The organism is Desulfotruncus arcticus DSM 17038, from assembly GCF_900113335.1.
Lineage (GTDB): Bacteria > Bacillota > Desulfotomaculia > Desulfotomaculales > Desulfallaceae > Desulfotruncus > Desulfotruncus arcticus.
The window spans coordinates 132,586-147,021 of record NZ_FOOX01000009.1; the positions used below are offsets into that span (position 1 = coordinate 132,586).

The window sequence follows — 14,436 nt, forward strand, 5'->3', positions numbered from 1 at the left end:
AGTCCAAATTTAAAATCTAATGAAAAAAAACTTAATAATTTAAAAATTTTAACCATTAATATATTAACTTATTTGAATAATTTTAAAAGATTTTTTTTTATCTTTTTGGTTTACTATCATTCATTAAGCACGTATAATCATATTAAGCCAAGTATATCAAGTAAAAACAAGTAAGCTTAGGTAAAATTTTTGTCATCAATTGTTTATTAAAAAGGTGGCGTTAGTGAGGTGATGATAGTGAATAAACTCACAAACATGGTCAGGCCGGGAACAGTTGCTGTGGTTGGAGCTTCATCAAAGCAGGGTAAAATAGGGCACACAGTTTTAAATAATATTATTAGCTGCGGATACAAAGGTAAAATATATCCCATCAATCCTAAGGAAACCGAAATTGAAGGGATACAAGCTTATCAATCAGTTGCTGATCTGCCTGAACCGATTGACCTGGCGGTAATAGCGGTGCCGGCGTCATTGGTACCGGGAGTGGTGGAAGATTGCGGCCGTATTGGGGTAAAATATCTGGTAATAATAACTGCCGGATTTAAGGAGATAGGGGCAGAAGGGCTTGAAATGGAGAAAAAAATCATTGAAACCTGCCGGGAACACGGTATGCGCCTTTTGGGTCCCAATGTGGTTGGTTTTATTGATACCCATACTCCAATTAATGCTTCATTTGCAGCTACCTTCCCCCAGAAAGGAGAAATAGCTTTTCTTTCGCAAAGTGGTGCCATGCTTGTAGCCATTTTGGATTGGAGTTTATCAAGTGGACTTGGCTTCAGTAAAGTGGTCAGTCTTGGCAATAAGGCTGATTTGTCGGAAATAGATTTTATTGAAGATGCTGCGGACGATCCTAACACCAAGGTAATATTATGTTACATTGAAGATATCGTGGACGGACCAAGGTTCTTGGATGTTGCATCCCGGGCAGCCTGCAAGAAACCGGTTATTGTTATTAAATCCGGCACCAGCCAGGCCGGGGCCCAGGCGGCCTCTTCCCATACAGGGGCGCTGGCGGGCAGCGATTTGGCGTATGATGTAGCTTTTAGACAATGCGGTGTGATCAGGGCCCGTTCCATGACGGAGTTATTCAACCTGGCTGTGGCCTTTGCCAGGTCACCCGTACCAGCCGGCAAAAAAGTGGCGATAATTACTAATTCTGGTGGCCCCGGGATTATTGCTACCGATAACGTTGAAAATTATGGGCTGCAAATGGCCCGGTTTACCAAGGACACTATTGACGCGTTGAGGGGCACTCTTCCGGTAGAAGCCAATGTATATAACCCGGTGGATGTGTTGGGTGACGCGAAGGCAGATCGCTACAGGTTTGCACTGCAAAAAGTATGCGCAGACCCTAATGTGGATAGTGTAGTGGTATTAATGTGTCCTACAGGTGTTACCCAGCCTGTTGAAACTAGCCAAGCTATTTTGGAAGCAAAAAAAGCATACCCGGAAAAACCAATTTTGGCTGCCTACATGGGTGGTGAAACTCTTGCCCGGGGCTCGGCAATGCTGGCAGAGGGAGGTGTGCCGTGCTTCACTTTTCCGGAACCTGCTATTTCCTGTATTAGCGGGCTGGTAAGATATAATGAGATGCTGCAAAAGCAAGAGGAAGCAGCTGCTCAAATGAGCCGTATTGATCAAAAAGGAGCCAAAGCAGTATTCTATGATGTGATAAAAGATAACCGATTGGTGCTGCTGGGCAGCGAGGCGGCGGAAGTGGCCAACTGTTACGGTATTCCGGTAGCCCCGACGGTGCTGGCAACTACACCGGAAGAGGCGGCCCTGGAAGCTGATAAGATGGGCTATCCTGTGGTGATGAAAGTGGCCTCTCCAAAAATTTTACACAAAACAGATGTGGGTGGTGTTATCGTCGGGTTGAAAAATTCCGATGAAGTACGCCGGGCATATTTGGAGATAATGGATAATGTGTATGGGTATATGCCGCAGGCCGTTGTTTATGGTGTAGAAGTGCAAAAGATGATGCCAAAGGGTACCGAGTTAATTATCGGCATGACTAAAGACATTCAATTTGGCCCGCTGGTCGGTTTTGGTCTTGGTGGAATTTATGTTAATCTATTAAAAGATGTTAGTTTCAGGCTTGCCCGGGGGCTTACTTCCGGCGAGGTAGAAAAAATGCTGCAGGAAACCAAGGCATACACATTGTTACGGGGGTATCGCGGTGAAAAGCCGCGTGATATAGCTGCCCTGACGGATGTTATATTACGGGTGGCCGCGCTGGTCAATGATTTCCCGGAAATAACCGAGATGGACATCAACCCGGTGTTTGCGTATGAAGAAGGGCTTTCTGCCCTGGATATTAAAATCACAATATCGTGAGGTGATTAGTTTGAAAAACCTCTTTATAATGGGTAACCCTGATTGCGGTAAAACGGCGGTGATTATCGGTCTGGCGCTGAAGTTAAAAGAAGCTGGTTATAAGGTGGGATATTTCAAACCTGTTGACAATGGCAGAAAAACTGCTACCGGTAAGGTTCCGGGCGGCGATGCCGTGCTGATGAAGGATGTTCTGGGCATTGAAGCTCTGCTGGGGTTGATTAATCCTACGAGAACCGGGCCTTCCTACCTGGGTGTTTATGAGCAGGATTACAGCCTGCAGCAAATTAAATCAGCCTTTAATGAAATTTCCGGTGATTATGATGTAATGCTTGTTGAGGGTGCTATCTTTCCCTATGCACTATCCTCGGTTGGGATGGATTCGGTTTCCCTGGCCAGGGAATTTGATTCCAGGGTAATGAATGTAGTAAAAGTGGAAAATGATTTTAGCCTGGACCTGGCAATTATGTATAACAATTATGTGGGATGCCGGCAGGCCCAAACCGCAGGCACTATTTTCGCCAACGTGCCAAGAGCGCTGCTGGCCAAGGTGGAGGGCTTATTCCGGCCGGCTCTTGCCGATGCCGGCTATAAGACGCTGGGTGTTATACCGAACCGCTCTGAATTATCATCACCTACGGTAATGGAATATCAGGAGACGCTTGGCGGGGAACTGCTGGTGGGGCACGAAAACATGGACCGGCTGGTTGAAGATGTGGTCGTTGGCGCCATGACTATGGATAGTGCCTTGACCTATCTGCGCAGGGCTGCCAACAAAGCGGTAATTTTGGGTGGTGACAGGGCGGATCTGGCTTTGGCTGCCCTGGAGACCCATACATCCGTACTGGTTCTTACCGGCGGACTGTACCCGGACGTAAAAGTTCTGGCAAGGGCGGGAGAAAAAGGTGTGCCGGTGATCCTGACTTATCAGGATACTTATACCGTTATTGAAATGTTGAGTCAGGTGCACAGGCATATAAAACCAAACGACAAGAGCGGGATAGCCATTGCCCGGGAAAACTTTGAACAATATTGTGATTTTAACACAATTCTTGAAATCTTAGGCTTGTAAAGCTTTTAGCCCCGTAAAGGGGCTTTTTATTTTACTTTAGGAAATTATACTGGCCATATTTATGGCCAGAACTAAGGATTAAAGTACTGAAAAGCGCGCGCTTTTCTTGTGAATCAGCGCGTTTTTCCGGCACTTGTGGTAAAATGTTTTTAGCAGCTTAAAAGATTTGATTGATATAATCGTTCACGCTTTGGGCTATCTTATTTTTCACCTGCTCCCTGGTTCCCTGGGGAATGTTTTCATTAATCGGGAGGTCATTGTGTTCGGCCAGGCGGTGATACTGAACTATTCCGTCACCGATCAATCTGCCTTCATCTGTTACTCGGTAATGCACAATATAACTCGGGTCAATTGAATTATCCTTGTCAACCCTGACGGCTATGTGATATGCACTCATGCTTGTCCTCCGTTTTTGGTACTATTATTACCTTTAGGGGGGCGGCCTAAACTAACTATAATAACGGTTGCAGCATGGGGTCGGACCCCGGTTGCCACCTTGGCGGAAAGGGGACGGCGCCCCTTTCGGGGAATGTCCCCAGCTTATGCGGGCGGACAGGGTCGTCCGCCCCTCGGCCTTATGCTAAATAGTTAGGTGATTATGTGATAAAGAGGGTGTTAATTTGCCTTTGCTCCAGGCTGGTAAAAGAGAATTTGACTGTGGTGCCGTCTTACTTGATAAAGACGGCACATTGCTTGATTTTAAGGTAATGTGGCTGGAATGGTCCAGGTATGTTATTAATGAGCTGTTGGCTGGGATAGGACAGGTAAATATCATCTCAAATACGTTGGAAATGGCTATGGGGGTAGATTTAACCGGTTGGCAGGTAGATGCGGAAGGCCCTCTGGCGGGAGGGACCCTGACCGGTTTGCGGGCCGCTCTGGAGGAAACACTGGTGGGTGCGGGTATGAAGTCCGAAGCGGCAGCGGCCCTTGTTGCCGAAGCTATGCGGCGTTCTGAAACTGAAATGGACTGGGGAAATTTGGCCAGGCCGGTTCCGGGGTTGGAGGAAAAATTGTTCAGCTTGAAGCAAAAGAACTTCAAGCTGGCGGTTGTTACCGCTGATTTGGCCGAGAGATCTAAAATTACGCTGCAAACACTGAAGCTTGACCATTATTTTGATGCCGTTATCGGAGCCGACCTGGTGAAAAACACCAAGCCTTCTCCCGATATGGCTCTTTTGGCTTGCGGCAGGCTGGGGGTGGCACCGGGAAATGCTGTGGTTATCGGTGATTCCCCCAGAGATATATTAATGGCCCAAAATGCCGGCTCCGGCAGTATCGGAGTGCTTTCCGGCGTTTCTACCAGGGGCCAGCTGGCCGGTGCCGACGCAGTAATACCATCTGTGGCCGATTTACAAACTTGATGTGCCGGTCCTTATGATAATGTTTGTTCACCTGTGAGATGATCTATAAACTGGCGTGCCGACCTTGGTGAGCGCCCGTTATGCCAATTGGCCCAATGAAGTGCACGACGGCGGAGGTCCTGAGGGTCCAGCCCCAGGTTTCTTTGCCGTGCCAGCCCCTGGACGATTTCCAAAAAGAGTTCCTGGTCCGGGCTGGGGAAAATAATAGTAATGCCAAAACGGTCGGCCAGCGACAGTTTTTCCTGTACGGAATCCATGGCGTGAATTTCCTGGCTGGACGAGTTTGCCTCCCGGTCTGCAAAGGTCTCGCGGATCAGATGCCGCCGGTTTGAGGTGGCGTAAATCAGTACATTTTCCGGTTTTTTCTCCAGCCCTCCTTCCAACAGCGCCTTGAGGTCCTTGTAGCCGGTTTCGTTTTCCTCAAAGGACAGGTCGTCCACAAACAAAATGAACCGGTGCTTGCGGCCGGTTAATTCCCTGATGATGGCCGAAAAATCCGCCAGTTGTTTTTTGCCCACCTCAATAAGCCGCAGGCTACGCTGCCAATACTCGTTAAGCAGGGCCTTGATGGTAGATGATTTACCGGTTCCACGGTCACCGTACAACAGCATATTGTTAGCCGGGGCGCCGTTCAAGAATTTTAAAGTGTTGTCGATTATTTCAGCGCGGGTGTCGGCGTAACCAATCAAATCAGCAAAAGTTATCGGGTCCGGGCGGTCGACACCCCGTAATGAGTGGTTTTCCCATTTAAAGGCTATTTGTCTGCCGAAAACGCCGCAGCCGAAATTGGCATAGTGCTCCGCCAAACTTTCTGCGTATTTGTCCCAGCCTGGGGCGGACGCCAGAGCATGCTTAACCGCCAGCCGTTCTTTTAGGACAGGTGTGGTGTTATGCGCAGTGGGCGTTAATGCTGCCCACTTGGGTAAAACCGCTAGGCTGCGGGGAAATTCCGGCAAGTTCTGTAAATAGTTCTCGGTTGCTTTAAGGACGGTGGCTAATCCGGTTTCAAAGGCCAGATGTAATAGCTCAAGATCCCGTCGCACCGCTTCCAGGTAAACTTTGTAATCCAGTTCCCGGTTATAAGCTGCTTCACTGAAGGGGTTGACATCATCCAACAGCAGGTCAAGCAGATGGTTTTGCCAGGGATCGGCCGCCTCCATAGGGTTTACTGTCTGCGCCAGCAGATAGTAAAGCTTGCTGTAAGTAACAGCCGGGTTAAGCGATTCGGATGGTTCTACCAGTGCTTTCAGGTGATCCAGGTAGCTATCCAGGATGGGGTCTGAGAGTACGGAACGGTAGATAGCCAGACTGTCAATGGCGTTAATTATTGTTTTAAAGTTATCCATCAATTAAGACCTCTTTTATGACGTTTTTTACTCCGCACCGCGGATTAAATAAGTAGTTCAGAGTGTTCCTCTTTTATCCCTCCAGTATTTGATATATTTTTCGTAAAGAATTCCCCCCGGGCTCCATTCCATTTTGGTTTGTTTTTCGGTTTTATACACTTCTGTCCAGAGACCAAGTTTTTCTTGTATTGCCAGCCGGGGTTGCTCTTCCTGGGGAATAAGGGTATAAACGCATAACACAGAATTTTTGATATAAGGGCATGGATCGCACTTGTTATATTTGTTGGCAAATTTAGCCATATTTAAAATTCCCTGATTGGCCAACTCATCAAGCTGCGGTGCAATCTCCCTGAAGAAATCTGCGCTCCCTTCATAAATCCATTTGCCTGTTACTTTGTTATTAATTTCCGGTGCAAAAATATAAGTCCAAACATTACCAACCTGAATCATTGTTATCCCCCTAATAAAGAAGACTTGGTTCAGGTGGGGTTTTTGACCCCATCTGAACCTTAGTCGCACTTATTTCGAGCTTACAGCCTGTTAATCCCCGACCTAAGAGGGCGGGGTTTTACAGGCTGTGCGAAGATAACCTCGCCCAGCATATTAAGTATTCAGAATTCAGGAGTCAGAATATTTTTGGGTACAATTCAAGGGTTTAAAAACCCATAAAGGAATGCAAAAAATTCCTACTGAATTCTGACTACTGACTTCTAATTATATTATACTAGACAAGAGGAGTTGAGTGAATAAGCAGTGGGTAACCTGGATTTAATTATACACGTGGATGAAAAGGACAGCGGTTGTACGATAGGAAATTTGCTGCGCAGAAAAAAAGGGTTTTCCCGCGCCCTGGTGCGTAAGTTAAAGCGGTCAGGGGGAATCCGGTGTAATGGTACGCCGGTTTTTATGGGAGAAAAAGTTACAGCAGGGGATGTACTTGTAGTGACAATGCCCGGTGAAGAACCAACTTTGCTGGAACCGGAAGAGATACCTTTGGATATTGTTTTTGAGGATCAGGATATACTGGCGGTTAACAAACCCGCCGGTATGCTGGTGCATCCGGTTAAGTGGGAGCAGAGCGGAACGCTTGCCAACGCTGTTTTATATTACTGGCGGGAAGCAGGGATAACAGGCCGTTTTCGTCCGGTCTACCGTTTGGACAGAGATACATCGGGAATTGTTTTAGTGGCTTTGAGCCAGTATGCTGCCCAGCAATTGGCGGCTCAGCTTGAAAAAAAATTACTTCGCCGCCGCTATCTTGCGGTAGTGGTGGGAACACCGCCCAATGCCGGCAGGATTGATTTGCCTTTAGGCCTAAAACCCGGTCACAGTGCTGAATGGATGGTAACCCCCGGGGGGAGGCCGGCAATAACTCACTACCGGTTGCTTGGAAAGCTGGGGAACGGGCGGACAGGGTCGTCCGTCCCTGCGTTTTCATTGCTCTGCCTTGAGCTGGAAACGGGACGGACGCACCAAATCAGGGTGCATATGAGTCATATCGGCCACCCGTTGTTGGGGGACGCCCGGTACGGGGGGGATGAAAAACTGTTTCACCGGCAGGCCTTGCACGCCGCCGCCATAGATTTCTATCACCCTCGCACCGGTGTCCCGGTAAAACTGCGTACTCCTGTTCCGGCCGACATGCGTGAACTTGTCCGTTTATTAAGAAGTCGGGAGTCAGAATTCAGAAATCAGTAGTTCTGGTTCACTAATCAGTACCAGGTGAAAAGCACAATCAAGGTGGTGACTATCCCCAGAACGGTAACCAGGGATAGTGCCGAACAAATTCGAAAGAACTTTTTAACGATTACCAGTTCTGCTTCCAGTTTGGCAAACTTTTCATTGGCTTCAGTCATGACTTTTTCTACATCGGAATTCATAGCATTTTGAAGCAGGGCGATATTCGATTCCAAAGTTTTAAACTTTGTTTCCACCGGTATCAGCAGACCGTTTCTCAGCGAATGGGCCAGTGATTTGGTTAGTTCAGGCTGATTCGGTTCTTGTGCCAGTTCATAAAGTTTGGCCAACTTCTACACCTCCCCGGAGGCCTGATTTACGGCATCTCTGATAGCTGACAGCACCAAAAGGGGGATTTCCTCTACTTTTTTTTCCAATTGATTAACCCTTTCCTTTAGCTCTTCAATGCCGGCGCGGTCCTGTACTTTAATGTCTTCAAGCAGCGCCAGCAAACGAGAGTTTTCATTAAGCACCGGCTGGATGAACTTTAGTTTTAGATTTACTAAAATATCTGATAAAATATCCTGCAGTTCATCATTATTTTTGGCAGAAACCATATTAATACCTCCCGTGTTTATATTTTTTTTAAGGCCCTGTTCAGGGTCATAAGAAACTGTTTTAATTCATTGGAGTTATTTTCTTCCACTTTTTGCACCACGTTTTCCACAAGGTGCTGCTTCATTTCCCTGCCCGTGCTGTCACTAACTTCCCTGATTATTTTGCGCAGCCGATCATCCAGCGCTCTGGCGTTTTCCATTACTGTTCCCTCCCGGGGTTAGAATTTTATTCTCAAATATTTTCAATTCATTAAGGTATTGGTTAATGGTTGCAATTAACCTGGGGTCGGTTTCCCCGAAGCCTGCCGGTTGTCCTGTCGGGCCTGGATTTTGATGCTGCTTGTTTTTAAGCTGGTTAGTAGCCTGGTTTATTGCGTCACAAATTCGGACTTCATGCTCATTTATTAAATTGATAATGGATTGACGAGTCTTCTCTATACCGGTTTTCTTATTTGCGGTTAAAAGGTCCAGGCTTTTTTTAATGCCTTGCACGTCCAGCTCAGGCAGCGGTGCTAAACCAGCATCAAAAGATTGCAAAGCCGAGTTGATGCTGCTCGCCAGGTCAAGGTAAGAAGGGACGGCTTTAACCTTGCGCGAAAGACCCAGAAAGCCTTTTTTGACAGTTTTTTGGCCGTCTCTAAAACCAATCAAGTCTTCCATAGTTGCAAAACTGTTTATTTTTTCCCGCCACAGTGAAAATTTATCCCGAGTCGTATTTAAAAGTGCAATGTTATCCGGTTTTTCCGCCGGAGTAAAATTTCCGACCCCGTCCGGGTCAGGTTCGTTTATCCGTATCAAAGAACTTAATGTTGTTTCGATTTCTTTAGGCGATGGATAAAGTTTTCCTGGCAGCGTGATTGCCATAACTGCTGCTTCAGTTGGTTTACCAGGTGCCCAAAACTTGCTTTGTCCCGCCCTTTTAGTGCTTCAAGCGCTGAAATAAAGTGAATCCTGTCAGACAGCGCCGGGTCCAGGTTGGTTTTTAAGTAATTGAGCACCTTCTCCTTTTCGCGTGCGTTTAGCGTATCGGCAAAATTAACGATTATAAAAACTTTGCGGCTTAGCTCAGTTTTATCAAACAGTCTGGTAACGCGCTCTATCACCCCCATGTCAGGCTTGGTCAAAACACCTTTACCATTTAGGAAAATTAAAAAACAGTCTGATGAGGGGAGATAATGACCGGTAATCTCCCTGTGCCGGTGATAAACTGAATCGAGTCCCGGTGAATCGATAAAGTCGGCGGTTTTTAAAACAATGGCAGGATGCGTAATCTCAATCAAGCTAACCCGCAACGCCAGGTGTGAGCCCGCGAGTTTAGCCAGAACCATGCGGTCGGACTCTTGGTTAAGATCGAGTTCTATGTTGTCCTCGCGGTTAAAGTAGACTTCAAAATAATCCGTTGAGTTGGTGCCGTTAAATTTCCGCAGCGGTATTTTTTTAAAAAGAGTTTTCCAGGGGCGTCTGGCTCCCTTAAACTCTCTTCTCACCCGGGCAAAAGTCTGTTTGAGCTGTTCAATTTCCTGCAGCAATTCCGGCGCTGATATTTCGGTTGCCATCCCTTGCCGGCTTTTTTTGAGCAGTTTAATGTTTGTAAGTAAATCGGGTTCCGTTAGCCATCGTTCAAGAATGGCAAGCTCATGCCTGCAGATTAAAGCTTGATTATCTTCTTTAAAATGAGTGGGTATAACCACTTGCCGGGCATATTTCACTACCGCCTTCTTTTGGCTGCCATGCGCAATTCTGGTTATTGCAAAGGTGGTTGGCCGGTTTTCCGCCGGCAGCACTGCTTCGCCCATCAAAGCGTTGAAAAAGGTTGTCTTGCCGCTGGAAAATCCTCCGGTGGCAGTGACCAGGTATGTCTCCCGTTCTAGTTTACCTGCTATCAAGTCCAGTTCTTTTACGACCCGGGTGTAGGGCTGCAATACAGGTTCCGAGCTAATGCGGTTAATTAAGTTAATGATGCTATTCCTTATTTCAGCCGGGTCCGGCGCCTCGTTGGTTCCGTATATCACCGGGGTATGATTAAAAATGCCGGGATCTGTCACTGGCTTGACCACCAGATTTTGTACTTGCTGCGAAACAGGTGGAATGGATTTAATGATATTTTGACCCTGGATAACCTGCCTGGAATATTCCCTGGCTTCCCATAATTTAGATAAAAATAACGAGTCGCAGCTTTCATGCAGGGCTGCTTCAGTTATATCCGGAATTTGCTTGTCCAGCTCTTTGAATACTTCCGTCAATTTTGCTATCAACCAGGTGCCTGTTTTTTCTTCCAGATAAAGGCGAAATTTTTCCACGTCCTCCGGTGTGGCTGTATCAATAAGGTTTACCTGTATTTCGCCGCTGCATATTTCTCGCAGCACCTGCCGTGCTTCTTCCAATGAACTGCCGTCGCACTGGCCGAGATTGCAATTGATCCAAAAGGATAATTCCCCGGGTCTCTTTTTTCCCAGCAAAGCCTGGATCGCTTTGCGGTCTGTTTCGCCCGGTCCCCGTTGGTGAAACAAGTAAACGATATGGTCAATTTGCTCCAGATCTTCGGGAAAATCCACGGGGCCTGTAATAGCGTCTATTCCTGGCGTGTCCATAAGCTGCATCTTCTTTAATACTTCATTATTGAGCTGGACTTCTACCCGTGCTATTTTCCCTTCTCTAAAATCCTTATTTAAAAGGAGCCTTGAGAGTTCCCGTTCTGTTAAAACAGTAACCTCCCGGCCGCCAAGGTACACCCGGGCCAGAAACCGCTGGCCATAACTGAATAAAATCCGGGTGGACGTAGCGGGGATTACATCCACCGGAGATATTTCCTGTCCCAGTAAGTTGTTGATCAGCGTAGATTTACCGGTATTGTAAGGTCCCATAAAAGCAATTACCGGCGCTTCCCAGGGCGAGGCGTAATCTCGCCGCAGCTTTTCTATCCTGGTCAGGTATTTTTCGATGTTTTGCATAATCAAAAACCCCCGTAATGGAATAAAAGATGTCCAAGTTCCCCTGTTGAAGTATATTAACAGCCTTGTGTTGATATGACCGGTTCTAAATTTTAAGCGCCGTAATTTTGGGCATAAAAAAAGCCGCTATGGGATTGGTAGGTAGTTGCAACCAATTTAAGCAGCTTGGCATTTAACAACGGAATTGAGTACGCCGGGATTGATTAAGAATTAATATATTGTCCTTAATGTTTTGGGGTTCACTGATAGAGATTATTTTAATATTAATTGGAAAATTTTATGGACAAAAAGGAAAAAAGCAATTTCTGTGGAAATTATTACATAATTCGTGAATACGTCTGGTTTAATTTCACTTTGGTTTGGAAAGTTCTTAGTAATACGGCTAATGTCATAATACGAATAAACCAATAGCGTGTTTAACGTATTGGGGGTGAGGAATAAATGTCTAATGCCGAAAAATACCTTAAAAGGCTGGAGTCATCTAATATTTTGCGGGAATCCGTTATAAGAACTATAGTAGGCACACTGCAGCTTCCTCCTGAGAGCAAGGGGCTGGATGCAGGATGCGGAACTGGTTTTTATACTTTGATGCTAGCAGAAGCGGCAGGGGTTCGTGGTTATGTTACCGGGCTTGATATTGAAGAAAAATTTTTAGCAAAAGGACCCTCTTTGGCATCAAAGTCAGGTCTGACGGAAAGAGTTTCTTTCATAAAGGGTGATATAAGCAATCTTCCATTTGAGGAAAATTTATTTGACTGGGCTTTTAGTATGGATCTCGTTGGCTATCTGAAAATAGATCCTGTTTTACTACTGAAAGAGCTTGCCAGAACTGTAAAGCCAGGGGGTATCATATACATCCTTAACTGGTCCTCGCAAATGCTACTTCCCGGATACCCGGTTTTAGAGGCCCGGTTGAATGCAACTTCTTTAGGGATAGCTCCCTTTGATGCGAAAATGAAACCGGAGTTACATAGTATGCGTGCACTGGAATGGTTTAAACAGGCAGGTTTGAGTGAAACAAGGGCACAGACTTTTGTCAATAATATTAACCCTCCTTTAAGTCAGGAAATGCGAAAAGCCCTGGTAGATCTTTTTGAAATGCGTTGGGGGGAAGATAATCCGGAATTGTTGGAGGAAGATCAATTAGAATATCAGCGTCTTTGCAGGGATGATTCGCCGGACTTCATACTGAATATGCCCGGGTACTATGGATTCTTTACATATTCGCTGTTTGGGGGCAGAGTGTTGTAAAAAATGTTCATAATTAGAAGTGCGAAGATCATAATCATTCGTTCCTGTTAGAACTCTAGGTTAAAGAATAGCAGGGCAATTTAAAGTAAGTATTTTGTCAATGGTTCGGAACCTTAGATTTTGGTGGTTGCCACCCGCAGCAAAATGGTTGGGGAAGTACAATAGATTCAGCTATCTCAGAATCGTATATCCTGCACGCCTATGACAAAACAGATACCGATTTGTTCAAAACAAGAACATCCAGGTAGGGGGATAGCAAGCAATGGAAAAGATTGAGCATTACATTTTAACACGATAAATTATACCAAAAATTGGTTATTTAAGCTTGAAATTACTTTAATTTAATACTACAATGTAATTACAATGTTATACCTGGAGGAGTAATTATGATTAAAACATTGACTACACACGGTAACAGTGCAGCCTTGGTAATTGATAAGGCTATACTTGAGTTGCTGGGAATCTCAATGTCCACACCATTAAAAATCACAACTGACGGGAAAAGCCTTATTGTTTCACCACTTCCCAATGACCAGCGCGAAAAAAAGTTTAAAACAGCCTTAGGCAAGGTGAATGCGCTTCACGGTGATACCTTTAGGAAGCTGAGTAAATAATGGGAAAGGAAGAATTAAATTTTTTAACCCTGGCTGAGGTGATTGAAATACATAAAGACCAAATTGAACGCTATGGTGGCCATCCAGGATTAAGGGATTATGATCTCCTTTGTTCTGCTATAGCGATGCCGGAGGCCTCGTTTGGAGGGAAATACCTACATTTGGACATTTTTGAGATGGCAGCCGCATACGTTTTTTATATTTGCCAGGATCATCCTTTCATTGATGGTAACAAAAGGACTGGCCTTGCCTGCGGCCTTGTGTTTCTTGAGATAAACGGAATCACAATAATAGATGATGTAGGTATACTTTATGAAACTGTAATGTCAGTTGCTTCCGGAAAGCTGAAAAAGGTAGATTTAGCAAAGACCTTTCGCAAACTATATCAAATAACGGGGTTTGTGTAGAGCAAACATGAATATTAAACGTCCACAAATATCAAAAGAACTAATTCAGATTGATGATTTTACTTCCTATGCTCAGGACTTCTTATCGGAAGAATTGCCAATTTCTGAAATTAAAAGTTGTGAAGAACGAATTGAAGGCGCGGGATTTTTTAAAATTGAAATTCGAAAGAGCATTTTCGAGAATTGCACTTTTCATAATTGCGACTTTGAAAAAGCAAGTTTTGTTGATGTTGTATTTCAATCTTGCGACTTGTCAAATAGTAAATTTTCAGGAGTGTATTTCGAACGATGCCGGTTTGTATCCTGTAAATGTATTGGCATAGATATGAGCGATACGGTTGTAAAGCAAACAACTTTTGAACAATCAAATTTTCAGTATTCATATTTCAATAAAACGAAAATGACTGATGTCTTATTTGATTACATTGATTTTAGTGAATCGTCTATGGTTGAATCAAAACTGAAAAGATTTGTCGCAATGGATTCAAAATTTGTGAAGAATAACTTTTTCAAAACGATGTTGGCAACAGTAGACTTTACCAATAATGAGTTTGTTGCACCAATGGTATCCACTCCTCCCATTGAGTTAAAAGGAGCTATTATTAATATGTTTCAAGCAGCAAATTTGATTGGCCTTTGGGGTGTTATTGTTAAGCAGGAATGAATTTTGGATATTCAGATTGTTGAGTGGCAAGTGCATTGCCGAAACAAGAACCATACATGCATTTGGTTCCAAAAGGCAGAACGAGAAGGAGTTTAAATCAACCATGTCTATTGAAAAAATCGTGTGCTGTGGCGCATAT

General features: G+C 45.0%; 16 protein-coding genes. 8 read left to right on the plus strand and 8 right to left on the minus strand.

Annotated features, from left to right (window positions below; translation table 11 throughout):
* Nucleotides 1–237 precede the first annotated feature (237 nt).
* A complete protein-coding gene (gene acs, locus BM056_RS13165) occupies nt 238–2,337 on the plus strand; it encodes an acetate--CoA ligase alpha subunit (RefSeq protein WP_435050965.1) in 2,100 nt (699 codons plus the stop codon).
* Nucleotide 2,338: 1 nt separating this feature from the next.
* Nucleotides 2,339–3,406: a phosphotransacetylase family protein gene (locus BM056_RS13170; RefSeq protein WP_337833508.1), complete on the plus strand. Its 1,068-nt coding sequence runs from the start codon at nt 2,339–2,341 to the stop codon at nt 3,404–3,406.
* 157 nt (nt 3,407–3,563) lie between these two features.
* Here the strand turns inward: BM056_RS13170 and BM056_RS13175 are convergent, their stop codons facing one another.
* On the minus strand, nt 3,564–3,803 hold the full coding sequence (locus tag BM056_RS13175) for a hypothetical protein (protein WP_092471893.1): 240 nt from the start codon (nt 3,801–3,803) through the stop codon (nt 3,564–3,566).
* 223 nt (nt 3,804–4,026) lie between these two features.
* On the opposite strand from BM056_RS13175, the gene BM056_RS13180 reads away from it, so the two are divergent.
* Complete coding sequence (locus BM056_RS13180) at nt 4,027–4,770, plus strand: HAD family hydrolase (RefSeq protein WP_092471894.1); 744 nt, start codon at nt 4,027–4,029, stop codon at nt 4,768–4,770.
* Between the two features lie 11 nt (nt 4,771–4,781).
* Here BM056_RS13180 and BM056_RS13185 read toward each other — a convergent pair whose 3' ends face one another.
* Nucleotides 4,782–6,116 (minus strand): ATP-binding protein, encoded by a 1,335-nt coding sequence (locus tag BM056_RS13185; protein WP_238456453.1) that lies wholly within the window; start codon nt 6,114–6,116, stop codon nt 4,782–4,784.
* Nucleotides 6,117–6,173: 57 nt separating this feature from the next.
* Complete coding sequence (locus tag BM056_RS13190) at nt 6,174–6,566, minus strand: hypothetical protein (protein WP_092471895.1); 393 nt, start codon at nt 6,564–6,566, stop codon at nt 6,174–6,176.
* A 303-nt stretch (nt 6,567–6,869) separates the two neighbouring features.
* On the opposite strand from BM056_RS13190, the gene BM056_RS13195 reads away from it, so the two are divergent.
* The gene (locus tag BM056_RS13195; RefSeq protein WP_238456454.1) at nt 6,870–7,814 is read left to right on the plus strand and encodes an RluA family pseudouridine synthase; all 945 of its coding nucleotides are present in this window, start codon (nt 6,870–6,872) and stop codon (nt 7,812–7,814) included.
* A 14-nt stretch (nt 7,815–7,828) separates the two neighbouring features.
* Here the strand turns inward: BM056_RS13195 and BM056_RS13200 are convergent, their stop codons facing one another.
* Genes BM056_RS13200 through BM056_RS13220 form a run of 5 tightly spaced genes read right to left on the minus strand, consistent with a single transcriptional unit; the run spans nt 7,829 to nt 11,361 of the window.
* A complete protein-coding gene (locus BM056_RS13200) occupies nt 7,829–8,143 on the minus strand; it encodes a hypothetical protein (RefSeq protein ID WP_092471896.1) in 315 nt (104 codons plus the stop codon).
* Between the two features lie 3 nt (nt 8,144–8,146).
* Nucleotides 8,147–8,410 carry a hypothetical protein gene (locus BM056_RS13205; RefSeq protein WP_092471897.1) on the minus strand — a complete coding sequence of 88 codons (264 nt, stop codon included), beginning with the start codon at nt 8,408–8,410 and terminating at the stop codon, nt 8,147–8,149.
* Between the two features lie 17 nt (nt 8,411–8,427).
* Nucleotides 8,428–8,610, minus strand: a complete 183-nt coding sequence (locus BM056_RS13210) for a hypothetical protein (protein ID WP_092471898.1) — start codon at nt 8,608–8,610, stop codon at nt 8,428–8,430.
* Nucleotides 8,585–9,274 carry a hypothetical protein gene (locus BM056_RS13215; RefSeq protein ID WP_092471899.1) on the minus strand — a complete coding sequence of 230 codons (690 nt, stop codon included), beginning with the start codon at nt 9,272–9,274 and terminating at the stop codon, nt 8,585–8,587. Before BM056_RS13215 ends, BM056_RS13210 begins: the two co-directional genes overlap by 26 nt.
* Nucleotides 9,214–11,361 carry a dynamin family protein gene (locus tag BM056_RS13220; RefSeq protein WP_092471900.1) on the minus strand — a complete coding sequence of 716 codons (2,148 nt, stop codon included), beginning with the start codon at nt 11,359–11,361 and terminating at the stop codon, nt 9,214–9,216. The genes BM056_RS13215 and BM056_RS13220 overlap by 61 nt, the downstream gene beginning before the upstream one ends.
* A gap of 441 nt (nt 11,362–11,802) precedes the next feature.
* Between BM056_RS13220 and BM056_RS13225 the strand changes: the two genes are divergently transcribed.
* The 4 genes from BM056_RS13225 (at nt 11,803) to BM056_RS13240 (ending at nt 14,297) form a co-directional block, all read left to right on the plus strand.
* Entirely contained in the window at nt 11,803–12,612 is an 810-nt protein-coding gene (locus tag BM056_RS13225) for a class I SAM-dependent methyltransferase (protein WP_092471901.1), read from the plus strand.
* Nucleotides 12,613–12,998: 386 nt separating this feature from the next.
* A complete protein-coding gene (locus tag BM056_RS13230; protein WP_092471902.1) occupies nt 12,999–13,226 on the plus strand; it encodes an AbrB/MazE/SpoVT family DNA-binding domain-containing protein in 228 nt (75 codons plus the stop codon).
* The gene (locus tag BM056_RS13235) at nt 13,226–13,633 is read left to right on the plus strand and encodes a type II toxin-antitoxin system death-on-curing family toxin (protein ID WP_092471903.1); all 408 of its coding nucleotides are present in this window, start codon (nt 13,226–13,228) and stop codon (nt 13,631–13,633) included. Before BM056_RS13230 ends, BM056_RS13235 begins: the two co-directional genes overlap by 1 nt.
* A 7-nt stretch (nt 13,634–13,640) precedes the next feature.
* Nucleotides 13,641–14,297, plus strand: coding sequence for a pentapeptide repeat-containing protein (locus tag BM056_RS13240; RefSeq protein WP_092471904.1), 657 nt, complete (start codon nt 13,641–13,643; stop codon nt 14,295–14,297).
* Nucleotides 14,298–14,436: the final 139 nt, after the last annotated feature.